30 protein-coding genes and 1 tRNA gene are annotated in these 24,621 nt (G+C 69.3%); 9 read left to right on the top strand and 22 right to left on the bottom strand.

Going from position 1 to position 24,621, the window contains the following annotated elements:
* Positions 1-209: 209 nt before the first annotated feature.
* The 3 genes from ASC61_RS13385 to ASC61_RS13375 are packed head-to-tail and all read right to left on the bottom strand — an operon-like array spanning position 210 to position 4,193.
* A complete protein-coding gene (locus tag ASC61_RS13385; RefSeq protein ID WP_056212682.1) occupies positions 210-884 on the bottom strand; it encodes a response regulator in 675 nt (224 codons plus the stop codon).
* Positions 881-2,284, bottom strand: coding sequence for a sensor histidine kinase (locus ASC61_RS13380; protein WP_162243676.1), 1,404 nt, complete (start codon positions 2,282-2,284; stop codon positions 881-883). Before ASC61_RS13380 ends, ASC61_RS13385 begins: the two co-directional genes overlap by 4 nt.
* The gene (locus ASC61_RS13375; protein ID WP_235503558.1) at positions 2,265-4,193 is read right to left on the bottom strand and encodes an APC family permease; all 1,929 of its coding nucleotides are present in this window, start codon (positions 4,191-4,193) and stop codon (positions 2,265-2,267) included. The genes ASC61_RS13380 and ASC61_RS13375 overlap by 20 nt, the downstream gene beginning before the upstream one ends.
* Before the next feature lie 159 nt (positions 4,194-4,352).
* Between ASC61_RS13375 and ASC61_RS13370 the strand changes: the two genes are divergently transcribed.
* Together ASC61_RS13370 and ASC61_RS13365 are read left to right on the top strand one after the other, a co-directional pair.
* Entirely contained in the window at positions 4,353-5,402 is a 1,050-nt protein-coding gene (locus tag ASC61_RS13370; RefSeq protein WP_056215673.1) for an HpcH/HpaI aldolase/citrate lyase family protein, read from the top strand.
* 8 nt (positions 5,403-5,410) lie between these two features.
* Positions 5,411-6,286: an HpcH/HpaI aldolase/citrate lyase family protein gene (locus ASC61_RS13365; RefSeq protein WP_157439495.1), complete on the top strand. Its 876-nt coding sequence runs from the start codon at positions 5,411-5,413 to the stop codon at positions 6,284-6,286.
* Between the two features lie 60 nt (positions 6,287-6,346).
* On the opposite strand, the gene ASC61_RS19785 is transcribed toward ASC61_RS13365, so the two are convergent.
* The 4 genes from ASC61_RS19785 to ASC61_RS13350 all read right to left on the bottom strand — a co-directional run bounded on the left by ASC61_RS19785 (position 6,347) and on the right by ASC61_RS13350 (position 9,903).
* Positions 6,347-6,592 carry a hypothetical protein gene (locus tag ASC61_RS19785; RefSeq protein ID WP_157439494.1) on the bottom strand — a complete coding sequence of 82 codons (246 nt, stop codon included), beginning with the start codon at positions 6,590-6,592 and terminating at the stop codon, positions 6,347-6,349.
* Positions 6,593-6,966: 374 nt separating this feature from the next.
* Positions 6,967-8,382, bottom strand: a complete 1,416-nt coding sequence (gene phoA / locus ASC61_RS13360) for an alkaline phosphatase (protein WP_056212677.1) — start codon at positions 8,380-8,382, stop codon at positions 6,967-6,969.
* 119 nt (positions 8,383-8,501) lie between these two features.
* Positions 8,502-9,620 carry an FUSC family protein gene (locus tag ASC61_RS13355; protein WP_056212674.1) on the bottom strand — a complete coding sequence of 373 codons (1,119 nt, stop codon included), beginning with the start codon at positions 9,618-9,620 and terminating at the stop codon, positions 8,502-8,504.
* Between the two features lie 34 nt (positions 9,621-9,654).
* The gene (locus tag ASC61_RS13350) at positions 9,655-9,903 is read right to left on the bottom strand and encodes a DUF3618 domain-containing protein (RefSeq protein WP_056212672.1); all 249 of its coding nucleotides are present in this window, start codon (positions 9,901-9,903) and stop codon (positions 9,655-9,657) included.
* Positions 9,904-9,976: 73 nt separating this feature from the next.
* Here ASC61_RS13350 and bcp point away from each other — a divergent pair, with 73 nt between their 5' ends.
* The 4 genes from bcp to ASC61_RS13335 all read left to right on the top strand — a co-directional run bounded on the left by bcp (position 9,977) and on the right by ASC61_RS13335 (position 11,387).
* Positions 9,977-10,447 (top strand): thioredoxin-dependent thiol peroxidase, encoded by a 471-nt coding sequence (gene bcp / locus ASC61_RS13345; protein WP_056212670.1) that lies wholly within the window; start codon positions 9,977-9,979, stop codon positions 10,445-10,447.
* A 100-nt stretch (positions 10,448-10,547) separates the two neighbouring features.
* Positions 10,548-10,629: transfer RNA gene (locus ASC61_RS13340), tRNA-Leu, on the top strand.
* A gap of 169 nt (positions 10,630-10,798) precedes the next feature.
* Entirely contained in the window at positions 10,799-10,957 is a 159-nt protein-coding gene (locus tag ASC61_RS19780) for a hypothetical protein (RefSeq protein WP_157439492.1), read from the top strand.
* A 28-nt stretch (positions 10,958-10,985) separates the two neighbouring features.
* The gene (locus ASC61_RS13335; protein WP_056212668.1) at positions 10,986-11,387 is read left to right on the top strand and encodes a hypothetical protein; all 402 of its coding nucleotides are present in this window, start codon (positions 10,986-10,988) and stop codon (positions 11,385-11,387) included.
* Here ASC61_RS13335 and ASC61_RS13330 read toward each other — a convergent pair whose 3' ends face one another.
* From ASC61_RS13330 to ASC61_RS13315, 4 genes are read right to left on the bottom strand one after another with little or no spacing between them, the layout of a single operon-like run.
* Positions 11,388-12,146, bottom strand: coding sequence for an SDR family oxidoreductase (locus ASC61_RS13330; protein WP_056212666.1), 759 nt, complete (start codon positions 12,144-12,146; stop codon positions 11,388-11,390).
* Between the two features lie 56 nt (positions 12,147-12,202).
* Positions 12,203-12,823 carry a GntR family transcriptional regulator gene (locus tag ASC61_RS13325; RefSeq protein ID WP_056212664.1) on the bottom strand — a complete coding sequence of 207 codons (621 nt, stop codon included), beginning with the start codon at positions 12,821-12,823 and terminating at the stop codon, positions 12,203-12,205.
* Entirely contained in the window at positions 12,820-13,710 is an 891-nt protein-coding gene (locus ASC61_RS13320) for a DMT family transporter (protein ID WP_056212662.1), read from the bottom strand. The genes ASC61_RS13325 and ASC61_RS13320 overlap by 4 nt, the downstream gene beginning before the upstream one ends.
* A 30-nt stretch (positions 13,711-13,740) precedes the next feature.
* Complete coding sequence (locus ASC61_RS13315; protein WP_056212660.1) at positions 13,741-14,166, bottom strand: SRPBCC family protein; 426 nt, start codon at positions 14,164-14,166, stop codon at positions 13,741-13,743.
* 58 nt (positions 14,167-14,224) lie between these two features.
* Between ASC61_RS13315 and ASC61_RS13310 the strand changes: the two genes are divergently transcribed.
* The 3 genes from ASC61_RS13310 (at position 14,225) to ASC61_RS13300 (ending at position 16,709) form a co-directional block, all read left to right on the top strand.
* A complete protein-coding gene (locus ASC61_RS13310; protein ID WP_056212658.1) occupies positions 14,225-15,403 on the top strand; it encodes a benzoate/H(+) symporter BenE family transporter in 1,179 nt (392 codons plus the stop codon).
* Complete coding sequence (locus ASC61_RS13305; protein WP_235503557.1) at positions 15,396-15,869, top strand: tRNA (cytidine(34)-2'-O)-methyltransferase; 474 nt, start codon at positions 15,396-15,398, stop codon at positions 15,867-15,869. The genes ASC61_RS13310 and ASC61_RS13305 overlap by 8 nt, the downstream gene beginning before the upstream one ends.
* Before the next feature lie 147 nt (positions 15,870-16,016).
* Positions 16,017-16,709, top strand: coding sequence for an SGNH/GDSL hydrolase family protein (locus tag ASC61_RS13300; RefSeq protein ID WP_056212656.1), 693 nt, complete (start codon positions 16,017-16,019; stop codon positions 16,707-16,709).
* Here ASC61_RS13300 and rdgB read toward each other — a convergent pair.
* From rdgB to ASC61_RS13245, 11 genes are all read right to left on the bottom strand, one after another.
* Positions 16,702-17,313, bottom strand: a complete 612-nt coding sequence (gene rdgB / locus ASC61_RS13295) for an RdgB/HAM1 family non-canonical purine NTP pyrophosphatase (RefSeq protein ID WP_056212654.1) — start codon at positions 17,311-17,313, stop codon at positions 16,702-16,704. The two genes, ASC61_RS13300 and rdgB, sit on opposite strands and share 8 nt — an antisense overlap.
* On the bottom strand, positions 17,306-18,028 hold the full coding sequence (gene rph, locus ASC61_RS13290) for a ribonuclease PH (protein WP_056212652.1): 723 nt from the start codon (positions 18,026-18,028) through the stop codon (positions 17,306-17,308). The genes rdgB and rph overlap by 8 nt, the downstream gene beginning before the upstream one ends.
* 13 nt (positions 18,029-18,041) lie before the next feature.
* Complete coding sequence (locus ASC61_RS13285; RefSeq protein ID WP_056212650.1) at positions 18,042-18,806, bottom strand: MBL fold metallo-hydrolase; 765 nt, start codon at positions 18,804-18,806, stop codon at positions 18,042-18,044.
* A complete protein-coding gene (gene murI, locus ASC61_RS13280) occupies positions 18,803-19,609 on the bottom strand; it encodes a glutamate racemase (RefSeq protein ID WP_056212648.1) in 807 nt (268 codons plus the stop codon). The genes ASC61_RS13285 and murI overlap by 4 nt, the downstream gene beginning before the upstream one ends.
* A 90-nt stretch (positions 19,610-19,699) precedes the next feature.
* Positions 19,700-20,677 (bottom strand): ribose-phosphate diphosphokinase, encoded by a 978-nt coding sequence (locus ASC61_RS13275; RefSeq protein WP_056212646.1) that lies wholly within the window; start codon positions 20,675-20,677, stop codon positions 19,700-19,702.
* 61 nt (positions 20,678-20,738) lie between these two features.
* Positions 20,739-21,686 (bottom strand): PLP-dependent cysteine synthase family protein, encoded by a 948-nt coding sequence (locus ASC61_RS13270; RefSeq protein WP_056212645.1) that lies wholly within the window; start codon positions 21,684-21,686, stop codon positions 20,739-20,741.
* Positions 21,687-21,697: 11 nt separating this feature from the next.
* A complete protein-coding gene (locus ASC61_RS13265) occupies positions 21,698-21,985 on the bottom strand; it encodes a MoaD/ThiS family protein (RefSeq protein WP_056212643.1) in 288 nt (95 codons plus the stop codon).
* The gene (locus ASC61_RS13260) at positions 21,985-22,446 is read right to left on the bottom strand and encodes a Mov34/MPN/PAD-1 family protein (RefSeq protein ID WP_056212641.1); all 462 of its coding nucleotides are present in this window, start codon (positions 22,444-22,446) and stop codon (positions 21,985-21,987) included. The genes ASC61_RS13265 and ASC61_RS13260 overlap by 1 nt, the downstream gene beginning before the upstream one ends.
* 72 nt (positions 22,447-22,518) lie before the next feature.
* Positions 22,519-23,376 (bottom strand): ABC transporter permease subunit, encoded by an 858-nt coding sequence (locus ASC61_RS13255; protein ID WP_056212639.1) that lies wholly within the window; start codon positions 23,374-23,376, stop codon positions 22,519-22,521.
* Positions 23,369-24,277, bottom strand: a complete 909-nt coding sequence (locus ASC61_RS13250; RefSeq protein WP_056212636.1) for an ABC transporter ATP-binding protein — start codon at positions 24,275-24,277, stop codon at positions 23,369-23,371. Before ASC61_RS13250 ends, ASC61_RS13255 begins: the two co-directional genes overlap by 8 nt.
* Positions 24,274-24,522 carry an SHOCT domain-containing protein gene (locus ASC61_RS13245; RefSeq protein ID WP_056212635.1) on the bottom strand — a complete coding sequence of 83 codons (249 nt, stop codon included), beginning with the start codon at positions 24,520-24,522 and terminating at the stop codon, positions 24,274-24,276. The genes ASC61_RS13250 and ASC61_RS13245 overlap by 4 nt, the downstream gene beginning before the upstream one ends.
* Positions 24,523-24,621 lie beyond the last annotated feature (99 nt).

The following is a 24,621-nucleotide window of genomic DNA, read 5'->3' as shown; positions in this document are numbered from 1 at the left end:
ATCGGCTGCGGCAAAGTGGGAGTGCGCCGCGACCTGTCCCCACAGCCAACAGCATGGCGCCGGGTGGCGTCACCTCCAGAGGGTGTCGCGGAGGTAAATTTTCTGAAATTGCAGGAAATTTGATCACGAAGAACTAGTGGAACTGGTTCGGAAGAACCATCTAGTTAAGGACTAGACTTTAAGCGTCCGGAGATCACGCGACGCCTGCCTCAGGGCTCGAATCGGTACCCGAGGCCGGACTCGGTGACGAGATGCGTGGGCCTCGACGGATCGGCCTCGAGCTTGGCCCGAAGCTGCGCGAGGTAGACCCGTAGGTAGTTGGTCTGCCTCTCGTAGGCCGGCCCCCAGACCTCACGCAGCAGGTCGGCGCGGGCGACGAGGGTCCCCCTGCGACGCACCAGCACCTCGAGCACGTGCCACTCGGTCGGCGTGAGACGAACATCGAGCCCGGCGCGTCGGACCCGTGCCGCGGCAAGATCGATCACCAGGTCGCCGGCCGAGACGACCGGCTCGTCCTCGCGGGGCGCAGCACGTCGACTCGCGGCGCGCAGTCGCGCCAACAGCTCCTCGATGCCGAACGGCTTCGCGACGTAGTCGTCAGCACCTGCGTCGAGCGCGGCGACCTTGTCGCGCTGCCCGTCGCGAGCCGACAGCACGATGATCGGCGTCTGGGTCCAGGTCCGCAGGGACCTGATGACGTCGACACCGTCCATGTCGGGAAGGCCCAGGTCAAGGACGATGACGTCAGGGCGTGACGATGACGCGTCCCGGAGCGCAGACCCGCCGTCGCGGGCCACTGTCACGACGTACGACCGCGTCCGCAAGGTGATCGCGAGGGCTCGGGCCAGGGTCGAGTCGTCCTCGACGAGCAGCAGCCGGGTCATGGGGCCTTCACCGGCAGACGTACGGTCACCGTCGCGCCACCACCTGGCGTGCTGGTCGCCTCGACGGTCCCGGACATGGCCCGGACCAGTCCGCCGACGATCGCCAGTCCGAGGCCCGCGCCGGTGCCGACACGGTCCGAACCGGACTGGGCCGTGAACGGATCGGACGACCGGTTGGCCGGGAGGCCTGGCCCGTGATCGATCACCGCGACGTCGACCGAATCCGCCTGCACCCGTGCCACGACCTCCGTCACGCCGCCGCCGTGACGGACCGCGTTGTCCACGAGGTTCACCAGGACCCGTTCCAGGAGCGCCTCGTCGGCCATCGCCAATGGCAGGTCGTCAGGCACCTCGATCGTCACGTCGTCCCGGTCGATCAGCACCCGGGAGACGACCTCCACGAGCGCCACGGGCTCGAGGCGCACCAGCAGCGCACCCGCCTCGATCCGGCTCATCGCCAGCAGGTTGTCGATCAGCGACGTCAGCCGGTCCACGGAGTCATCGGCCGTCTCGAGCAGATCCTCTCGGTCGCCGTCCGCCCAGGATCCCTCGTCCGACCGAAGGCCCGTGACCGCCGCCTTGATCACCGCCAGCGGAGTCCGCAGGTCGTGCCCGACCGCTGCCAGCAGCGCCGTCCGTACCCGATCGGCCTCGTCGAGGGCTGCGGCGCGCGAGGCCTCGCGCTCGAGGAGCTGCTCGTGCCAGGCCCGGTCGCTCGCATCTGCCAACGACCGCAGGAGGTGGAGGTCGTCCGCGAACGACGGCGTCCCCCAGGTCTCGAGTGTCGAGCCGGCGGTCGTCTCGATCAGGTGGGTCGGCTCGGAGCCGCTGCGCACGCCCACGGAGACCGCGTCGACAGGACCGTCGGGTGGTGTGAACACGACACCGTCGAGCTCGAACAGCTGCATGGTCTCGGTCAGCACCTCCTCGATCGACGTGGATCCGACACGTGAACGAGCGAGCCGCGACATGACCTCGGTCTCGGCGACCCGGCGGGCCGCCACGGCACGAGTGCGCGCTCCCGCTTCGACGACCAGGCTGACGAGCACCGCGACGACGACGAAGACGACGAGCTGGGCCAGGGCGTCGCTGCGATCGACCGCGAGCGTGTCGAAGGGCCGCGTCAGGAACCAGTTCGCGAGCAGGAAGGAAGCGATCGCTGCCAGCAGCCCTGGACCCATGCCGCCCAGGACGGCTGCAACGACGACCAGCAGGAAGTACGCCGGGAGCACCGCCCCCAGGTCCGCGTCACCGCGCCAGGGCAGGACGGCCAGCGTGAAGACCACCGGCCCGGCAACCGACCCGATCAGGCCGACCCGCCGGCGGCCCGGGCTCAGCCTCGAGGTGCTCGCCGGCACACCACCGCGCTGCTCCATGTCGTCAGCGTCCCACAGGGGCATGGGGCGGACGGTCCAGCTGCCACGGGACATTGGTCACCATGACTCCGGGTTCGAACAAGAGCCGGGCCTTGAGGCGCAGGGCGCTCTGGTTGTGGAGCAAGTTCTCCCACCAGCGTCCTACGACGTACTCAGGGATGAAGACGGCGACCACGTCCCGCGGGCTCTCGCGGTGCAGCCGGCGGATGTGCGACAGGACCGGATGGGTGAGGTCGCGAAACGGTGCGTCCAGGATCGTGAGGGGAACGGGTATCTCGCGGGCCTCCCAGGCGGCGACCAACGCGGTCGTCTCCTCCTCGGACGTCCTGGCCGTGACCGCGGTCAAGCTGCTGGGCTCTGTCGCCCGTGCGAAGGCGAGAGCGCGCAGCGTCGGCATCTGCAGGTTGGAGACCAGCACCACGGCATGCACGCGGCTCGGCAGGGGCACACCTCCCGGGCTCGCGGCCAGCTCGTCGGCGATGCGGTCGTAGTGCCGGCGGACCGCGGTCATCATCGCGAAGACCAGCGGCATCGCGATGACGACGATCCAGGCGCCATGGGTGAACTTGGTGACGAGCACGATGACCAGGACCAACATGGTCGTCGCAGCTCCCAGGGCGTTGATGCCCAGCGACCGGAGAAGTCGCCGCTTCTCGCTCAGCTCGGTCAGCGACGGCCGTAGCGTCAGCCAGTGGCGAACCATCCCGGCCTGGCTGAGAGTGAACGAGGCGAACACGCCGATGATGTAGAGCTGGATCAATCGGGTCGTGCTGGCGTCAAAGACCCACAGCAGTCCGATGGACAGCCCGGCGAGGATGACGATGCCGTTGGAGAACACCAGGCGATCCCCGCGCCGTGACATCTGCCGAGGCAGGAATCCGTCCTTCGCGAGGATCGAGGCGAGGATCGGAAATCCGTTGAAGGCCGTGTTCGCCGCCATGATCAGGATGGCGGCGGTGAACGCCTGGACCGCGTAGAAGCCGAGCGAGTCGAGGCCGAAGACGGCGCCGGCGACCTGTGCGATGACGGTCTTCTGCGCGTAGCCGTCGGGAGCCCCGACGAGCTGCGAGGGGTCGGCTGCGACGTGCACCTTCGTGATCAGTGCGAGCGCTGTGATCCCCACGAAGATGACGATCGTCAGGCCCCCCATGATCGCCAGGGTCGCAGCAGCGTTGCGGCTTGCCGGCTTCCGGAAGCTCGGGACACCGTTGCTCACTGCCTCGACTCCGGTGAGAGCCGTGCAGCCGGAGGCGAAGGCTCGAAGGATGAGCAGGGCGAGCAGCAGGCCTGAGTACTCCCCGGTCGCGTGCACCGAGATGGCCGCCGACTCGGCCCGCGGTGCGTCACCGGTTGCCGTCGACCACATGCCCACGACGATCATCACGAACATGCAGGCGATGAAGCCGTACGTCGGCACCGCGAAGTAGGTGCCGGACTCCTTGACGCCTCGGAGGTTCATCAGAGCCAGCACGGCGACGAAACCGGCAGCCAGCATCACGGCATGAGGTCCGAGGGAGGGGAACGCTGAGACGATGTTCGAGACCCCGGCTGCCACGGAGACCGCGACCGTCAGCACGTAGTCGACGAGCAGCGCGCTGGCCGCGACGAGAGCGGCGTTGCGCCCGAGATTGTCCCTGCTGACCGTGTACGCGCCGCCGCCGTTCGGGTAGGCGCGGCAGGTCTCCCGGTACGACAGGATGACGATCGCCAGGAGAGCCACGACGGCGAGTGCAATCCACGGCGACAGGTGCAGGAGCGCCAGCCCTCCGAGGCTCAGCACGAGCAGGATCTCCTCGGTGGCGTAGGCGTTGGAGGACAGCGGGTCACTGCAGAAGACCGGCAACGCCAGCCACTTCGGCAGCAGGGTCTCGTCCATGCGGGCGGAGCTGAGCGGGCGCCCGACAAGCAGGCGTTTGGTGCTGACTGTGTTCACAGATCCATCGAATCGCCCACTCGTGCCCCCGCGGGTTTTCTTGACGGAACCTTGACGGCCCGGGCGGAGAGGGGTGTGACCCCCGCCCTAGCCGCTCACCCGGGCCGATGGACATACTGAGAGGAGTTTTGTCCTCAGCAGAGAAGAGAAGTGACCCGCGTGCGAAATCCCCGAGCATTCCTTCGCCCTCTGGCCGTCGGCGCACCCGCCCCGGTCGCGGACGTCCCGTTCCGCCCGAGCCGGATGATCCACTTCTTCGACCCCAGCAACGCGAAGATGCAGGCCAAGGTCCCGGAGATCGCCACCAAGGTCGACATCATCCTGGGCAACCTCGAGGACGCGATCAAGACCGAGAACAAGGAGGCCGCGCGTCAGGGCCTCGTCGACGTCGCGAAGCAGACCGACTTCGGCCAGACCCAGCTGTGGACCCGCATCAACAGCCTCGACTCCCCGTGGGCGCTCGACGACCTCATCACCCTGGTCACCGAGATCGGCGACAAGCTCGACGTCGTGATGGTGCCCAAGGTCGAGGGCGCGCAGGACATCCACTACGTCGACCGGTTGCTCGCGCAGCTCGAGGCCCGCGCCGGCCTGACCCGGCCGATCCTGGTCCACGCGATCCTCGAGACCGCCGAGGGCATGACGAACGTCGAGGAGATCGCGGCCGCGAGCCCCCGCATGCAGGGCATCTCGCTCGGCCCCGCCGACCTGGCCGCCAGCCGCCGCATGAAGACGACGCGCGTCGGCGGCGGCCACCCCGGCTACCTCGTCCGCGAGGATCCGACGGGCGACGATCTCTATGCCGGCCGGACGACGTACCAGCAGGACCTGTGGCACTACACGATCGCGCGCATGGTCGACGCCTGTGCGGCCAACGACATCCTGCCGTTCTACGGCCCGTTCGGTGACATCAAGGACGTCGTCGCGTGCGAGGACCAGTTCCGCAACGCCTTCCTGCTGGGCTGCGTCGGCGCGTGGAGCCTCCACCCCGTGCAGATCGACATTGCTCGCAAGGTCTTCTCCCCCGACCCGGCAGACGTCGCGCACGCCAAGGAGGTCGTCGAGGCGATGGGCGACGGCTCCGGCGCCGTCATGATCAACGGCAAGATGGAGGATGACGCGTCCTGCAAGCAGTGCCAGGTCATGCTCGACCTCGCCAAGGCGCTTGCCGACCGCGATCCCGAGCTCGCCGCCGCCTACGACCTCTAGGAGCCCCCATGAACGACACCCTCCTGCGGCCCCGTCGCTCGGTCCTCTACATGCCCGGTGCCAACGAGCGCGCGCTCGAGAAGGCCAAGGGCATCGACGCCGACGCCTTGATCCTCGACCTCGAGGACGCCGTCGCGCCCGACGCCAAGCCCGAAGCCCGAGAGCGCGTGTGCGCCGCCGTGACATCCGGCGAGTACGGCCATCGCGAGCTCGCGATCCGCGTCAACGGCATCGGGACCGAGTGGCACGAGGCCGACCTCGCCGCCGCGGGTCAAGCCGGCCCCGATGCGGTGCTCGTGCCCAAGGTCAACTCCGCTACGGAGGTCCGGCAGCTCGTGGCCGCCCTCGAGGACGCCGGAGCACCTGAGAGGACGGCACTGTGGGCGATGGTCGAGACGCCCGTGGCCCTGCTCCAGGCCGCCGAGATCGCCGCGGCCCACGACCGCCTGACCGTGATCGTGATGGGCACGAACGACGTCGTCAACGAGACCTACGGCCTCCATGTGCCAGGTCGCAACCCCGTCGTGCTGACGTCGCTGTCGATCGCGCTGCTCGCCGCTCGCGCCGCCGGCAAGGTCATCCTTGACGGCGTCTACAACGACGTGAAGAACCTCGAGGGCTTCGACGCCGAGGCACGTCAGGGCCGCGAGATGGGCTTTGACGGCAAGACGTTGATCCACCCGAGCCAGGTCGAACCGGCCAACGCGGTGTTCGGGCCGTCCGGCGACGAGGTCGAGCACGCCAAGGCGATGATCTCGGCGTTCGAGGACGCCAAGGCCGCTGGTCAGGGCGTCGTGACGTACAACGGCCGTATGGTCGAGGAGCTTCACGTTCGCGATGCGCAACGCATCTTGGCCCTGCACGAGGCCATCACCGCTCGCTGAACGACGACGAGCGGCGAGCGGGGACTGCTCCCCACCCGCCGCTCGTCCCTCGTGCTGAGATCAGCGCAAGCTGCGCAGCCGGATCTCGTTCTGGATCGCGAGGTTCTGCTTCTGGATCTTGCGGCGTTGACGCACCGACTCCAGGAGCACGACACGGTCGATCTCGGACATCTCGTCCCAGGCGCGCTTGCGGCCCGGACGGGAGTTGAGAATACCCACGGCCTTCACCCCCTCTCGATCGTTTCCTGTGGTCGGATCGGTCGGGTTCTGTGCGGGCATGAGTCGTGTATCGGGCTTCGTGGTCATAGCGCGCCTCCTCTCTTGAAGGTTGGATGTGTGGAGTAGATGTTCGGACAAACGGACTGTGCACATAAAAATTGCCGCCTCAGATCGAAGATCCGAAGCGGCAGAAGTGCCAACGAGGTTGGGCTACTTCAGGTGCACTGCTCCGGAGGTCGGACCGTCAAAAGACGCGACGGCATCGCGCCAGGTGAGGGCGAGAGTCGAGTTGATGAGCTTCTTCATGAGGTCCACCTCCTTCTACATTTCGTCGCTCCGTGCGGAGCAGTTTGAGAAACGTATCGCATCCAAATACATGTTGTAAACATTCGGCGTGTCGCGGCCGCCGAAAGGCCCGTGCGTGACGGGGTCCGACGGCCGCGACAGCGGCAGCAAGCGGGCTAGTGCTTGAGCGTGAGAGCCCGCGAGATCGTGAAGAACATGTCGGTCTGGTCCGTCAGCCCGACGAAGTTCGCCGCCTGGGGTCCGTAGGCCGCGACGCGGAGCTGCGTGCCCGTGTGCTGCTGCGAGCCCCCGGCCGGGGAGGTGCCGTAGTTGAGCGTCATCGGGCTGCCCTCGTTGGTCAGCAGGTTCGCCGTGAGCCCGGGCGACGTGCTGCCGGCCTCGATGATCTGGCTCGTGTGGGCGTGGTCGGCCGTGACGATGACCGTCGTGTGCTTGTCCTTCTTGGCGAAGTCCAGAGCCACCTTGACTGCCTCGTCGAGGTCGACCGTCTCACCGATCTGGCCACACGCGTCTGCAGCGTGATCCTGCTTGTCGATGCTCGCGCCCTCGACCTGGAGGAAGAATCCCTTCTTGTTGCCCTGATCGAGCAGCTGGATCGACTTCTTGGTCATCGCAGCGAGCGACGGCTGCGTCGCCGGACGCGCTGTGTTGTCCTTGCATCGTTCGGCCGGCTTCTTGCTGCCGTCGATGGTCGCGGCGGGTCCGACCCAGCGCACCGGGAGGTTGCCGGGACCGAACAGTCCGAGCACGGGCTGCTTCTGGTTGGCCTTCGTGATCTTGTTGAGCGACGCCAGGTCGGTCGGCAGCTGGTAGCCGCGGCGCTCGGCCTGGTCGAGGAGCGTGAGGTCCTTCCACTTCCCGGCGGTGGCCTTCTCGTTGAACGTCGCCGCGCCTCCGCCCAGGGTCACATCGGGGCGGGTCTTGAGCAGCTGCTCGCTGATCGAGCCCCGGCCGCCGTTCTCCAGCGCCGCCTCGGGGCACGTCGCGGTCGTCTTGACCGGGCCGTAGCAGGAACGGGCCGAGATGTGCGAGACCTGCACGGCCGGCGTCGCGTCCTGGATCTCCGAGGTCGTGACGTCGCCGGTCTTGAGTCCGCGCTTCTTGGCCAGCTCCAGCAGGGTCGGCTGCGCCGTGCCGTGGATGTCGACCGACACCGCGTTGTCGTACGTCTTGGTGCCGGTCGCCCAGGCGCCCCCGGTCGCGGCGGAGTCGGGGACGTAGTCGACCTTGCCGTCCTTGGTCAGCGAGAACGTCGTGTACTGGCCTGTGAACGGCAGCGCGTCGATGCCGGGGAACCGGCCGTCGGCCCCGTACTGGTAGTTGCGTGCCGAGGTGATCTCGGAGTCGCCCATGCCGTCGCCGATGAGCAGGATGACGTTGTCAGCCCGGCCGCCGTCGATGGCGGACTTGAGGGTCTTGCTCTGGTCTCCGGAAAGGCGGGTCGCTCCGCCGTGCTCGGAAAGGTCGTGCGCCGCGCCGATCGCGCTGGTCGTGGCGGCACCGACGATCACGGCGGCTGCTGCGATGCCGACGACGGTGCGCCTGCTGGTGTTTCCCCTGTATGAGTTCATGCCCGCAGCCCATCGCGCGCGGGTGAACTCTGCCGGAACTCACGCGTACGCGAAGCTGAAGGTTGGCTGAGGAGTGGTTCGCAGGTGGTTGAGCGCGTTCGCTCGTTGCACTCGCTCGCTCAGTCAAACTCGAGGCGGTCGTCGATCTCGTCCCTGGTGTAGCCGCTGGCGTACAGCAGGTCCGCGGCGAGCGAGCGGACCTGGGCGGCGATCGAGGCGCTGTTCATCGTCATCGCGGTGGGCAGCGCGACCGTGGCCATCCGCGCCGCCTCGATGAGCTCCTGCCGCGCGTGGTCGAAGTCCTCGTGCTCCGAGAGGTCGTCCGCGAAGATGCCGACGGCCCGGGCCAGGGCGTCGATCGCCTGGTCCATGTCGGGCGGCACGACCTCACCGCGGCGCAGCAGGGTCGAGGTCTTGCGGGCCAGCACTCGCGCGTCGCGGATCGCGTTGTCGAGGTCACGCACCGTGGCGACGTAGGTCTCGACGTGGTCGCGCTGCTTCCAGCGCATCGGCGACATCCGGGCGATCTCACTGACGTTGGCCGCGGTCGACGTCATCGACTCGACCTGGGGCTGCATCGACCGCGCTTCGTCGAGCGCGATGTCGGCGAGCTTGGCGTCCACGGTGCGCAAGGCCTGCGCCGTACGACTGAGGATGCCGGCGAGCCGTCGCAGGAAGCCCTGCACCTCGCGGTCGATGTCACGGACCGGGTTGCGCGGGATCAGCAGGACCATCGCGAGCCCCACCGCGCCGCCGACCAGCGCGTCGAGGAACCGGGTGACCGCAGGGTTGCCCGAGCCGGCGACCGGGATCACCGCCGCGAGCAGCACCGACGAGGTCGCCGACTGGGTCAGCGCCAGGCCCTTGAGCCCCAGCAGCGTCCCGACCACGACCGTCAACGTCACGACCAGCGCCATCTGCCACGTGCCCCGGCCGATGCCGAGGATCAGCAGCTCCCCCACCAGCACGCCCAGGGACACGCCGACCACCAGCTCGTACGAGGTGCGGCCACGGAGGCCCGCCCCGGCGATCAGCACGATGATGCACGCGATCGGGGCGAAGAACGCCTGCCGGTGGTCGAGGACGTGCGTCGCGATGAAGTAGGCGATCGCGGTGCCGAGGCTCAGGCGTACGAGGGTGCGCCAGCGGCGACGCAGGACGTAGAGCCGGTCCTGCAGCGTGTCGGCCGGCCTGCGCAGCCGGAGGCGACGCAGCGGGATGTCGCGCCCCGGGCCCACACTCAGCTCCGACGCAAGGGCGTACGCCGCATCGTCAGCGCACGAGTTTGCGGATGACGATGATCCCGGCCACGACCGCGACCGTGCCGCCGACCAAGGGGACGATCGTGCCGAGCTTGGGCGAACCCGTCTCGTCGACGAACCGCGAGCGGAGGTTGTAGAGGCTGCGGCGCGCGATGTTGCGAGGGTTGGTGCGGTCGATCAGCGCGTCGACCGTGTCGGCCAGCCGCTCTCGGATCTCGTCGATCTCGTCGACCATCTGGTCGGGTTTGGCCTTCGCCACGTCGCGCCTCACTCACCTGGGTCTGCGGAGGGTGCAGGCCACTCACCTGCACACGTACGTCAGGATAGTGCCCATGACGACGCGGCTGCAGCCTGGCGACACGGCACCCGACTTCACGCTCACGAACGACGCGGGTGACGAGGTCACGCTCTCGGACTTCAAGGACCAGAAGGTCATCGTCTACTTCTACCCCGCCGCCATGACGCCGGGATGCACCAAGCAGGCCTGCGACTTCAGCGACTCGATCGACCGGCTGCAGGCCGAGGGCTACACGGTGCTCGGCATCTCGCCGGACAAGCCGGAGAAGCTCGCGAAGTTCCGTGAGCGCGACGGGCTGACGATCACGTTGCTGTCGGACCCCGACCGCGCGGTGCTCGAGGCGTGGGGCGCGTACGGCGAGAAGAAGCTCTACGGCAAGGTCGTCGAGGGCGTCATCCGCTCGACGTTCGTCGTGGATGCCGGCACCATTGTCCTCGCGCAGTACAACGTCAAGGCCACGGGCCACGTCGCCAAGCTCCGCAAGGACCTCGGCCTCGGGGCATAACGTACGTCGGCACGGCGCGCTGAACCGGCAGGTCACAGTGGTCCCCCGTCAGCGACGTCTACCCGCGTGCCGAGACCGGGTCGACTAACATCAACCCCGGGCCGGCGTGGTGGAACTGGTAGACACGCAGGATTTAGGATCCTGTGCTTTCGAGCGTGCAGGTTCAAGTCCTGTCGCCGGCACTTCACGAACCGCTCACGTGAGCGACGAAGCCAAGACTCCCCGACCGTCGCCGGCACTTCACGAGGCGTTTGCCTGAGCGATGCTTCGCGCACGGTTTGCGGCTGTCATGGCGGGGTATTCCTGGTCTTCCGGTTCCGAAGTGGGGACCACCACAGGGAGGCAGTCACCATGCCGAACGTCGTCACACCCTTCGCCCGTCGGCGCGATTCCGCCCGACCCTCCGTGGCGGCACCCCGCCATCGTCGGGATGGATACTTCGACGAGCACGACCAGTGGCACGACTCGTCGGACGCGGTGGAGAGCGACGCCGCGCGAGCCAACGGCTGACCGCAGCGTCCTTGTCTTCAGGGCGCCGATGCGGTCTCGTCGCGATGACGTCGAGCCGTACGCCGCAGTCGACCGTGCGCTGATGCTGGGCGTCTGCGGGATGGGCGAGGCCGACGACCCGCGCAGCGAGCGGCGGCTCGAACGGTTCGCCACGGCGCCTCTCGGCTCCTTCGTGTGGACCCGCGACCTCCACGGTCGGACGTACGTCGGCCGGCTGACCGGTCCGTGGCGCCACGACGCCGGCGGCACCGAGGTCGACCTCGTCAACGTGCGGGACACCGACTGGATCAGTGAACCCGTCGACGCCGCCCTCGTGCCGATGGCGGTGTCCCGGACGTTCGCACGAGGCGGTCGCAACGTCCAACGCATCCACACCGACGATGTCGAGGCCCGGACGGCGGCGCTCTGGTCGACGCTCAACCAGGAGTGATCACCACGGGATCGGGCCGTCGAGGTCCACGAACGTACCCGTCGGACCGTCGGCTGGAACGAACGCCATCTGCACGACGGCGCGAGCCGCCTCGAGAGCAGGAGTGGGTGCCGCGGCGCGGTTGTCCGGTCCGCCGAGGTCGGTCTGCACCCAGCCGGGGCACACCGAGTTCACCCGCACCGGGGTGTCGCTCAGGGACTTCGCGAGGGCCACGGTCAGACCGTTGAGCGCCGCCTTCGAGCTCTGGTAGGCCGGGAGCACCATCGCCGCGTACGGCGACGTGGGATCGAGCTGATCGGTCAGCGAGCCCATCCGACTCGACACATTGACGATGCGGCCGGCATCGGCAGCGCGGAGCAGCGGCAGGAACGCCTGCGAGACTGCCGCGGCGCCGAAGACGTTGGTGTCGAACGTGCGCCGGAACAGCCCGATGTCCAGCGGCTGGTCTGCCTCGGGCGTGGTCGCCTCCGGCAGGATCCCGGCGTTGTTGACGAGGATGTCGAGTCGGCCGTGCTCCCGCTCGACCTGGGCGGCTGCCTCCGCGATGCTCGACCCGGACTCCACGTCGAGCGTGATCGGCCAGCACGCGAGCCCTTCGTCACGCAGCTCAGCGGCTGCGAGCTCCGCCTTCGCCGTGTTGCGCGCACCGAGCAGGACCATGGCTCCGTTCTGGGCTATCAGGCGGGCCGTGGCGAAGCCGAGCCCGCGGTTGGCTCCCGTCACGAGGGCGATGGTGGTGGTCTGCTGGGTGATCGTCATGAGTCCATCGTCGGCGGCATCGCTCGCCGTCGCTGGCGCCAATCGGACCTGCAGATTCAGGTACGCAGGGACAGCAGCATCGCGGTCGAGTCGGCGAGGTGGCGCCGCACGGCGTCCTCGCCACGACGCTGCACGTCAGCGACGTAGTCGCGGTGCTCCGTGCACAGCTGGGCACCGTCGTACGCCGAACGCAGCTGCCGGAGGAACAGCAGCATCTCGGTGTCGAGGCGCTCGTACGCCTCGGTGATCCGAGGGCTGCCGGCCGCAGCGACCAGCGCGCGGTGGAACGCGGAGTGCGCGTGCTCAGGTGACGCGTCGGCCGCCATCCGGTCCGCGGCGTCGAGCAGCGGCGTGACCAGCTCGGCCGGCCACGAGTCGCCGTGGTCAGCACGGATCAGCCGCACGGCTTCGGACTCCAGGGCCGCACGGAGCTGCTGCAACGCGAGGATGTCGGCGTCACTGAACGAGGTGACCCGGACGCCCCGGTACGCCTCGGAGACCAGCAGCCGCTCGGCGACGAGCCGTTCGAGGGCGCGCCGCACGGTGTGCCGCGACAAGGCGTACTCGTCGGCCAGTGCTTCCTCGCGCAGCGGAGCGCCGGGTTCGAGGTCACCGGACAGGACTCGCTGGCGCAGCTCGGCGGCGAGCCGGTCGGCCCCGGTCGCGCGTGCACTCATACCGGCACCGCCACCGCACGGCGGGACGGCAGGGCAAGCAGCACCACGCCACCCAGCAGGACAGCGAGCCCGATCCAACCCGCCGTCGAGAGCCGCTCGTCGAGCAGCATGATCCCGAGAAGGCACGCCGTCATCGGCTCGACCAGGGTGAGGGTCGAGACCGTCGACGCGCGCAGGCTCCGCAGCCCGATCGCGAACAGGACGTAGGCCAGCGCCACCGTCGCCGCGGCCAACCAGGTGACCATCGCGACGCCTGATGCCGAACCGAGCCACGACAGGTCGACGAGCAGGAGGAACGGCGCTCCCATCAGGGCTGCCGCGCCGAAGATGCTGCCGATCGCCGTGGTCGCACTGGCGCCGTCGTCGAGGAGCCGCTTGGCAGCCAAGGCGTAGACCGCGTACGACAACGCGGCACCAAGCGAGCCCGCGAGGCCTCGCATGCTGATGCCAGCGTCAGCCTCGTCGAGCAACCCCCCGAGCAGGACGACGCCGACCACGGCACACCCCGTCGCGATGAACCACGGCGTCGACGGCAGTCGCCGGGTGACGAGCCACTCGAGCAGACCGGTCAACGCCGGCGCGGCACCCAGCGCCACGACCGTGCCCACCGCGACACCGTTGAGTCGCGTGCCGGCGAAGAACGTGGGCTGGTACGCCAGCACCGCGACGCCGCCGAGGAGCACGACGCCGGGCGACAGCCGAGCCCGGGTCGGTGCCGGCGAACGACGGGCGACCCACCAGGCGAACGCGGCCAGCAGGCCGCCTCCAGCCACGATCCTGGTCAGCCCCACCGAGGTGGTCGAGGCCCCATCAGGGCCGTACGCCTGGGCCGTCCCGGTCGTGCCGAAGCAGATCGCAGCTGCGATGACGAGCAGGACGGGACGCACGCCATATTGTTACACAATCCTGCGCGGGGCTCAGGGTGCCAGCTTGCCAAGACCCTTCTTGATGTTGGACGAGAGGACCTTGCCGACGAGGGCCGCCATGCCGGGGATCGGCATGTCGAAGCCGATCGTGTAGTCGAGCGTGGTGCCGCCCTCGGGGGTCGGCGTGAGCTTCTGGACGCCCCAGTGACCGCTGAGCGGGCTGCCCTTGCTGATCTTGTACTCGATCAGGCTGTTGGGCTCGGCCCTGGTCGTCGTCTCCTGGAACGCCGGCAACGGCCCGATCTTGAGGGTCCGCGTCGAGCCGGCACCGTTGCGCGAGGTGTCGCCGTCGCAGACGCGGGTGATCTTGGCACCGAACACCGGCCCGAGGTTCTCGTGCTCCGCGAGCTTCTCGAAGACCGTGGCGGGATCGGACGTGTACGTGTGCGTGACGTGGACGCGCTGAGGTGAGGCCATGGTGGGTGAGTCTAGGGTGATTCACCATGGAGCGGCACTGCATCGTCTCGGGTCGCGGATGAGCCGGTCGGAGCTCCAACAGCCCATCAGCGCCGGGATCATCGCGATGGTCGTGGGCTACACGAGCTCGTTCGCCGTGGTCCTCACCGGGCTCGCCGCCGTCGGCGCCGATCGCCACCAGGCTGCGTCAGGGCTGCTGGCCCTCTGCCTGACCCAAGCCGTCGGCGTGGTCTGGCTGAGCCGCCGCCACCGGATCCCGATCGTGCTGGCGTGGTCGACGCCGGGAGCCGCCCTGCTCGCGGGCATGGGCGGGGTCGACGGCGGCTGGCCGGCTGCGGTCGGTGCATTCATGATCGCGGGCGTGGCCTACGTGCTCACGGGCTTCTGGCCCGCGCTCGGCCGTCTGATCGGCCGTATCCCCGCACCGATCGCCCAGGCGATGCTCGCCGGCGTGGTGCTCGAGCTGTGCATCCGGCCGGTCAGGGCCCTGGTCGACAACCCGGGCGCGATCGTGGCGATCGCCCTGGTCTGGCTGATCGGCGTACGTCTGGCGCCGCGCTGGGCGGTGCCCGCGGCGTTCCTGACCGCCGGCATCGTGATCGGCATCGACATGATCCACCGCGGGGAGGGCATCGCCTCGTCGTCCCTGCTCCCCGAGCTCAGCCTGACCGCACCGTCGTGGACCTGGGAGGCGGTCGTCGGCATCGCCCTGCCGCTCTACATCGTCACGATGGCGTCGCAGAACGTGCCGGGAGTGGCGATCATGAAGTCGCTCGGCTATGACGTGCCGTGGCGGGACACGATCGTCACGACCGGCCTGGCCACCGTCGCCGGAGCCTCGGCCGGCGGGCACTCGGTCAACCTCGCCGCCATCAGCGCCGCGCTCGCCGCCGGGCCGGACGCCGGGCCCGACAAGAGCCGGCGGTGGATCGCCTCACAGTCGGCCGGAGCCACGTACGTCGTGCTGGCCGTGTCGTCGGCAGCACTGGCAGCACTCGTCGCGGTGGCGCCAGCCGGAGTCATCGCCACCGTCGCCGGCCTCGCTCTGCTCGGCACCCTCGCCGACTCGTTGGAGGGCGCGATGTCGCAGCGCAAGGGCCGGGAGGCGGCGGTCGTCACATTCCTCGTCGCCGCGTCGGGCATCACGGCGCTCCACATCGGGTCGGCGGCATGGGCGATCGTCGCGGGCCTCGTGGTCCACGCAGTGCTGCACTGGAGTCCGAAGGGGCGTGGCTGACGTGTTCCGCATCCTGTTCTACGAGCCGCGCATCGCCGGCAACACCGGCGCCGCGATCCGCCTCGCCGCCGTGACCGGAGCCGAGCTGCACCTGGTCGAGCCGTTGGGCTTCGACCTTGAAGAGTCCAAGCTGCGCCGCGCGGGGCTCGACTACCACGATCTCGCGGTCATGTCGGTGCACCCCGAGCTCGACGCCGCGCTGACGGCTTTGGCGCCGGGACGCGTCTATGCGTTCACCGCCGGCGGCGACGAGCTCTACACCGACGTCGGGTACGAGCCCGGCGACGTCCTGATGTTCGGCCCGGAGCCGACCGGGCTGCCTCCCGAGGTGCTCGCCGATCCGCGCGTCACGGCGCGCGTACGCCTGCCGATGCTGCCCGGCCGGCGGTCGATGAACCTCGCCAACACCGCCTCCGTCGCGGTCTTCGAGGCCTGGCGTCAACACGGCTTCAGCCTGCCCGAGTAGTCCTTTGCGTCAGGTTTTCATGAACCGTTCGGATGAGGTTTGATGACTTTTGGATTGACTTCGGCCATTCTGTCGGGCCGGGCGACACATCCGACCTAGAGTTGCGCTGACTTCAGCAGAGAAAGCGCACGCATGACGATTCCCCGGGTGACCACTCGACGGTCCCTCATCCTCGCCATCCTGGCCGCACTGCTGATCGCCCCGTTCATCGCCTGGCAGGGCGCCACGGGTGACGAGAGGATCGCCGCATCGCCCGTGGCGCCTCGCGGCATCGTGGTCGTCGGCGACTCGATCACGGCGCGCTACAACGACGAGCCCGGCGATGCGAACCAGGGCTGGTGGAGCATCGCCGGCTACCACTTCCACGCCACGGTGACGCGCTACGCCCAGTCGGGCTCGGGCTACCTCCGACCCGGCCACGCCTGCACGGGCGACACGTTCATCGACCGCCCCAAGGCGTACTCGGGCGCAGCCCCCTCGTTGCTCATCGTCGAGGGCGGCCGCAACGACTGGGCCGCGTGCCGTGACGGTCGCTTCGTCACGGCGTCCGACGACGTCATCGACCATGCCGTCGATCGCTACCTCGACACCCTGCAGACGTTCCTGCCGAAGTCGACACGCATCGTCGTGCTGGGCCCGCCGTGGGGACCCCGTGACCCACAGAACAGGCAGCGCGTCACGGCGATCATCGCAGCGCAGGCCAAGCGCCACGGCATCCAGTTCATCAGCACGTCCGGCACTCTGGGGGCCGACAGCGTGGTCGACGGCGTGCACCCCAACCGCAAGGGCAGCCTCGCAATCGCGCGGCGGGTCATCGCCGCGCTCGATCCTGCTAGCTGAGGGCGTCGACCACGGCCGGAGCGATCGCGGTGAGCGCCTTGCCCCGGTGGCTGATGCGATCCTTCTCGCCAGCGGGCAGCTCGGCGGTCGAGACGTCGTAGCCGTCCGCGGCGAACAGCGGGTCGTAGCCGAACCCGCCCTCACCGTGCTCCGCCCGGAGGATGCGTCCTGGCATCTCTCCGAGCTCGATGATCTCGGCGCCGTCAGGGGTGCAGAGGGCGACGGCGCAGCGGAACTGCGCCGTGCGACGCTCATCCGGTACGTCCGACAGCTGGCTCAGGAGCAGCGCGTTGTTGGCGGCGTCTCCCCCGGCTTCCTTGGCCACGCCGGACCATCGCGCGGAGAGCACCCCCGGCATGCCGTTGAGGGCGTCGACGCACAGGCCCGAGTCGTCGGCGAGCGACGGCAGCCCGGTGACGGCGAGGCAGGCTCGCGCCTTGATCAACGCATTGCCCTCGAACGTCGGCTCGGTCTCGGCCGGCTCGTCGTACGGCGTCACGTCGGCGAGCCCCAGCACCCGGATCCCGGGCACGAGCGGCTCGAGGATCCGGCGCAGCTCGGCCAGCTTCTTGGCGTTGTTGGACGCCAGGACGACCTCAGCCACGGCCGAGGGCGTCGTGCTGCAGCGTGGTGAGGTCGGCGCAGCCCTTGGCGGCGAGCTCGAGCAGCGCGTCGAGCTCGGGCTTGTCGAAGGGGGCACCCTCGGCAGTGCCCTGCACCTCGATGAACTTGCCGCCGCCCGTCATCACGACGTTCATGTCGGTCTCGGCGCGGACGTCCTCGACGTACGGGAGGTCGAGCAGCGGGACGCCGTCGATGATGCCCACGCTGGTGGCGGCGATCGACTCGACGAGCGGCTCCCCGGTCAACGCGCCCTTGGAGCGCAGGTGCTCGACGGCGTCGGCGAGGGCGACGTACGCGCCGGTGATCGCGGCGGTGCGGGTGCCGCCGTCGGCCTGCAGCACGTCACAGTCGATCGTGATGGTGTTCTCGCCGAGCGCCTTGTAGTCGATCGCGGCGCGCAGCGAGCGGCCGACCAGGCGGGAGATCTCGTGCGTACGCCCGCCGACCCGGCCCTTGACCGACTCGCGGGGCGAGCGGTCGTGGGTCGCCTGCGGCAGCATCGCGTACTCCGCGGTGACCCAGCCCAGTCCGGAGCCCTTGCGCCAGCGCGGCACACCTTCGCTCGCGCTCGCGGCGCACAGCACCTTGGTCTTGCCGAACTCGATGAGGCACGAGCCCTGCGCGTGGTCGAGCCAGTTGCGGGTGATGGTCACGGGTCGGAGCTGATCGGCACTGCGGCCATCTTCGCGGGTCATGCCGCGAGCCTATCTAGCCGAGCTGATAGGTCGAGCCGGCGGCCACCAGGTCGTACGGGCCGTCCCACGTCGTCTTGACGTCGGACTCGACCTCGGCGCGATCGGTCCACGGCGGGATGTGGGTCACGAGCAGGCGGCCCACGCCGGCGCGGGCCGCACAGGCGCCCGCCTCGGCACCCGTGAGGTGCAGGTTGGGCGGGTTGTCCACCGACTCCACGAACGAGGCCTCGCACAGGAACAGGTCGGCGCCGGCGGCCAGGTCGACGAGCTGGTCGGTCGGGCCGGTGTCGCCGGAGTAGACCAGCGAACGGTCACCGGCGGCGACACGAAGGGCGTACGCCGGCACCGGATGGTCGACGCGCACGGACGTCACCGCGAACGGGCCGAGCTCGACGGTCCCGCCGTCCTGCCAGTCACGGAAGTCGAACTGCTCGGTCATGCCGACGGGCTCTTCGACCCCGTAGGCAGTGGCGAGGAACTCGCCCGTGCCGGCCGGGCCCAGCACGGGAATGCGGTCGAGCTGCCCGCCGGGGTGGTACTTGCTGACGACATAGAGGCCCGACAGGTCGAAGCAGTGGTCGGCGTGCAGGTGCGAGAGCGCGACGGCATCGATGTCGCGGAGGTCGCAGAAGCGCTGCAGGTCGCCGAGCGCGCCAGAGCCGAGATCGATGAGCAAGCGGTACGTCCGACCGTCGAACGGCGCCTCGACGAGGTAGCAGCTCGCCGGCGAGTCCGGCCCGGGGAACGAGCCGGAGCAACCGATGACGGTGAGCTTCATACGCCGACCCAGGCGAACTGGTCGACGGTCTCGATCTCGGGGCCGAGGAACCGGCGGCCGAGCTCGCGGAACTGCTCGGGCCGGCCGGTCGTCAGGAAGCGATGGGTCGGCTCCGGGAGCGAGAGGTCACGCTCGAGGCCCTCACGCACCAGCAGCGCGTAGACGTCCTTGGCGGTCTCCTCGGCGCTCGAGACGAGCGTGACGCCGTCGCCCATGACGTAGGAGAGGACACCGGTGAGCAACGGGTAATGAGTGCAGCCCAGGACCAAGGTGTCGACGTCGAGGGAGAGCAGCGGCCGCAGGTAGCCCTCGGCCGCGGCCAGGAGCTCCGGGCCGCTCGTGATGCCGGCCTCGACGAGATCGACGAAGGCGGGGCAGGCCTGCGTGTGCAGGGTGATGCCGGGATTGGCGGCGAATGCGTCGTCGTAGGCCCGGGAGGTCGCGGTCGCCTCGGTGCAGATCACGCCGATCGAACCGTTGCGGGTCGCGCTCACGGCGCGCCGGGTGGCCGGCACGATGACCTCGACGACCGGGACGTCGTAGCGTTCGCGCGCATCCCGCAGCACCGCGGCGCTCGCGGAGTTGCAGGCGATGACGAGCGCCTTGACGCCCTGGGCGACGAGGTGGTCGAGGCACTCGAGGGCGTACTCACGGACCTCGGAGATGGGTTTGGGACCGTACGGCTGGCGGGCCGTGTCGCCCAGATAGAGCACCGGCTCGTGCGGCAGCTGATCGAGCACCGCGCGGACGACGGTCAGGCCGCCGAAGCCGGAGTCGAAGATGCCGATCGGTGCATTGCTCACAAGCGAAAAGGTTACGGGGGCGACGTGTTACGACAAAGTGAACTGGCCGCAGATCACACGTGAGTCTGGCCTCCCACGCTCAGCGGGAAGCTAGAGCGGCAGCTTGGGCTGGGGCGGGGCGTGCGCGGGGTCGACGCCGTCGAACAGCGACGAGACCGACTCGCCGGCATGGATGCGGGCGATCGCCTCGGCGAACAGCCCGGCGATCGAGCGCACCTGCAGCTCGGGCCAGTCAGCCGGCGGCGGCACGGTGTCGGTCGTGACGACCTCGGTGATCGACGGATGGTTGCGGAGCCGCTCGACGGCTTTGCCGGTGAACAGGCCGTGCGTGCACGCGACCGAGGCCTCGGTGCAACCCTCGGCCTCGAGCTTGTCCATGAGCTCGACGATCGACCCGCCCGTGGCGATCTCGTCGTCGAGGACGATCGCGGTCTTGCCGGCCACGTCGCCGACGATCGCGTCGATGACGACCTTGTCGTCGGCCTGGCGCTGCTTGCTGCCCGCGGCGACCGGTACGCCCAGCAGCCGGGCGAACAGCGACGCGGTCTTGGCGTTGCCGAGGTCGGGCGACACGACGACGGTGTTGGTCAGGTCGCGGTTGCGGTAGTAGTCGGCGAGCTCGCCGATCGCCGTGAGGTGGTCGACCGGGACGCTGAAGAAGCCGTGCACCTGCGGCGCGTGCAGCGTCATCGTGACGACCCGGTCGGCGCCGGCGGTCGTCAGCATGTCCGCGACGAGCCGACCGCCGATCGAGATGCGCGAGGCGTCCTTCTTGTCCGAGCGGGCGTACGCATAGTGCGGGATCACGGCGGTCACCGAGTCGGCGCTGGCACCACGGGCCGCGTCGATCATGAGCAGCAGCTCCATCAGGTGGTCCTGCGTCGGCGGGACCAGCGGCTGAATGATGAAGACGTCCTTCTTGCGGCAGTTGGCGAGCAGCTGCACCTGGAGGCAGTCGTTGCTGAACCGGATGGTGTCGGAGGCCGACAGCGGCTGGCCGAGCTCGGAACAGATCTTCTCGGCGAGGGGTCGATGAGCGCTTCCGGAGAACACCACGATCTGGCTCACGGGACGAGGCTAACCGACGACATGCCGTCGCGACACGGGTTGGGCGGGATCAGGCCATGACCTAGGCCCAGAGCTGGCCGTCGAGCTTGTCCTCGGCCTCGTCGAGCGTGCCCTCGTAGGCGCCGGTCGACAGGTACTTCCAGCCGCCGTCGGCGACGACGAACGCGATGTCGGCGGTCTCGCCGGCCTTGACGCACTTGGCCGCCTGGGCGAGGGCGGCGTGCAGGATCGCGCCGGTGGAGATGCCGGCGAAGATGCCTTCGGCCTCGATCAGCTCACGCACCCGGCGGACGGCGTCGCGCGGACCGACGCTGAACCGCGAGTCGATCAGCGTCGCGTCGTAGAGCTCGGGGACGAAGCCCTCGTCGAGGTTGCGGAGGCCGTAGACCAGCTCGCCGTAGCGCGGCTCGGCGGCGACGATCCGCACCTCGGGCTTGTGCTCGCGGAAGAACCGGCCGACGCCCATCAACGTGCCGGTGGTGCCGAGCCCGCCGACGAAGTGGGTCACCTCGGGCAGGTCGGCGAGGATCTCCGGCGCCGTGCCCTCGTAGTGCGCATCGGCGTTGGCCGGGTTGCCGTACTGGTAGAGCATGACCCAGTCGGGGTTCTCGGCCGCGAGGCCCTTGGCGACGCGCACGGCCTCGTTGGAGCCCCCGGCGGCCGGCGACGGGATGATCCGGGCACCCCACATCGTCAGCAGCTGCGTGCGCTCGATCGAGGTGTTCTCGGGCATGACGCAGATGAGCTGGTAGCCCCGCTGGCTGGCGACCATCGCGAGCGAGATGCCGGTGTTGCCACTCGTGGGTTCGAGGATCGTCGCGCCCGGCGTGAGCCGGCCGTCCTGCTCGGCACGCAGGATCATGCTGAGCGCCGCGCGGTCCTTGATCGACCCGGTCGGGTTCTGGTCCTCGAGCTTGGCCCACAGGCGTACGTCCGGGGTCGGCGAGAGGTTGGGAAGGCCCACGAGCGGCGTGCCGCCGACGGAGTCGATCAGGGAGTCGAAGCGCACTCTGTCGGGCCCTAGAACCCGGAGGCGGAGCCGCCGGCGACGGCCGGCAGGATCACCACGGTGTCGCCGTCGGCGACAGCGGTGTCGAGGCCACCGGTGAACCGGATGTCCTCGTCGTTGACGTAGATGTTGACGAACCGGCGGGCCTCGCCGTTCTCCAGCAGGCGCTCCTGGATGCCGGGGTGGTCGACCTCGAGCTTGTCGATCAGCTCGGTGACGGTCGCTCCGCTGCCCTCGACGGCACGTTCGCCGCCGGTGTAGGTGCGCAGGATCGTGGGGATGCGGACCTCGATGGCCATCAGTGTTCTGCCTTCTGTTGGGTTGCGGCTACGTCTTCATAACGGTCGACGACGCGAACTTCTTCCTCGGTGACCTCGCCGTCGACGATCCGGTAGGACCGGAAGTCGACGGGGCCGGACTGGTCGGCGCCGTCACGGGTCGACACGAGGACGTAGTGCGCGCCGGGCTCGCCCGCGAGGTTGATGTCGGTGCGCGACGGATAGGCCTCGGTCGAGGTGTGCGAGTGGTAGACGACGACAGGCTCCTCGTCGCGGTCGTCCATCTCGCGGTAGAGCTTGAGCAGGTCGCCGGAGTCGAACTCGTAGAACGTCGGGGACATCGCGGCATTGAGCATCGGGATGAACCGCGCGGGCACGTCGGAGCCGATCGGCCCGGCGACGACGCCGCAGGCCTCGTCCGGGTGGTCGCGCCGCGCGTGCGCGATGATCGCGTCATGCGTGGCTCGGTCGATGGTCAGCACCTGCCGAGTTTATCGGCCCGCCCGTCGGCGCCTCAGCGAAGGTCATCCGCTGAGACGCCGTGACGGGACGGGTCAGGCGACGTCCCGCCGCCGGTACGTCCACAGCGCCACGGCGAGGCAGACCACGACGTAGCAGGCCACCGTGAGGAGCGCCCGGCCGTCGGCGACGTCGGAGTTGACCCCGGGAGGCGACTCCAGGCCCGGCGGACGCGTCGGCATCACCGCTGAGGCGAGCGATCCGGCGTTGATCCCGGGCATGACGTCGCGCAGGGGCCGGAGCGCGGTGAGCACGGAGCTGGCGACGCCGGCGATCAGGTTCTCCACCCCGAGCACCCACACGACCCCGAGGCCGATCGGCAGGGCGACCCCTCGGAGCACGACGCCGAGCATCCCGCCGAGGCCGGCCCACATCAGCATGATCGCCACGCCGGCTCCGTAGCCGCCAAGCAGGTCGAGCACCGACGGGAACGCCGTCGACTCCCCCTGGCCCAGCGCGATGGCGGTCGAGCTCACCGCGCCGAGGACGAACAGGACCAGCACGCCGACCGCGACCGAGGCGCCGAGGGCGACGGCCTGCCCGGCCAGCACGGTCGTGCGTCCCGGGCGCTGCGTCAGCACGGTCTTGACCGTGCCCCAGCCGTACTCGCTGCCGAGCACCAGCGCACCGAACACGAGCGCGAGGGCACCGGCGAACACCGGGAACCCGCCGAGCGTGCTGGCGACGATCTGGTCCGGCAGCGTGCTCGCCAGGATCGCCTGCTTCGACGCGCCCTCGATCGGGCCGGAGCCGTCGCCGGCGAACGACAGGTAGGGAATCAGGTAGCCGAACACCTGGCTCAGCAGCGCTGCAGCGGCGAGCAGCGTCCAGGCTGCCGGGCGGCGTACGAGCTTGAACAGCTCGGCGCGCGAGACATCGACGACACTAGGCATGACTGGACTCCTTTGCGGTGATCTCGAAGAACACGTCCTCGAGCTGGCGGTCGACGCGGCGGACCTCGCGGACGTCGACGCCGGCGAGCACCAGAGCACGGGTGACCTCGCCGGTGTGGCGCTCGTCGACACGCAGCCGGAGCTCGTCGTCGAGCGTGCGGATGGACTGGACGTACGCCAGCTGGTCGACGGTCGCCCTCACGACGTCGGCCGGGGTCGCCCGGATGACGAGCTCACTGTCGCCGCGGAGCTCCTCGACGGTGCTCTCGACGACCATGCGCCCGGCGTTGATCACACCGACCCGGTCGCAGATCTGCTGCACCTCGCCGAGCATGTGGCTCGACAGGATCACGGTTCGGCCCGAGTCGCCCAGGCGTCGGATCAGCGCCCGCATGTCGCGCATGCCGGCCGGGTCGAGACCGTTCGTCGGCTCGTCGAGCACCACGAGGTCGGGGTCCTTGAGCAGTGCGGCGGCGACACCGAGGCGCTGCTTCATGCCGAGTGAGTACGTCGAGAACCTGTCGCCGCCGCGCGAGGTCAGGTCGACCGTCTCGAGGGTCTCGTCGATCCGCGCGGAGCCGGTGCCGGCGTACCTGGCGACGACCTCGAGGTTGGCCCGGCCGGACAGGAACGGGTAGAACGCCGGACCTTCGATCATCGAGCCGATCCGAGCCAGGACGCCCGCCTCACCCGGCTGGCGGCCGAGCACCGTGAGGCTCCCGCTGGTCGGCCGGATGAGGCCCAGCAGCATGCGGAGGGTCGTCGTCTTGCCGGCGCCGTTGGGGCCGAGGAAGCCGTAGACCTCCCCGCGCCGCACGCTCAGGCTGACCTGGTCGACCGCCGTGACGGTGTCGTAGCGCTTGGTCAGGTCACGGATCTCGACGACCGTCTCGGCGGTCACTTGTCCCGCTCCCGGAGGACCGCGAGGCGCTCGCGATACTCCGACTCGTCGATCTCGCCGGCGGCGTAGCGCTCAGCGAGACGGGACTCCCCGGCGTACGAGCCGCGGTGCCAGCGGCGGCGACCGAAGCGCCCGAAGACGCCGAACACGAGGACGAAGAACGCGATCCAGAACAGCGGGAACAGTGGCCACCACGGACCCGGGCCGTCCCAGGTGTCGTGGGCGAGAAGCTGGGTGGACAACATGATGGAACTCCTTGAACGAGACTGAACTGACTCTTCGAGTCTCGTGAGATCCGGGCCTCGGCGAATCGGCCGCGGGGAGTCTCTTCACGTACGCCGCCG

It is taken from the genome of Aeromicrobium sp. Root344, assembly GCF_001425755.1.
Lineage (GTDB): Bacteria > Actinomycetota > Actinomycetes > Propionibacteriales > Nocardioidaceae > Aeromicrobium.
Note: the sequence above shows the minus strand (reverse complement) of the source record. Positions and strands in the feature narration are given on the sequence as shown.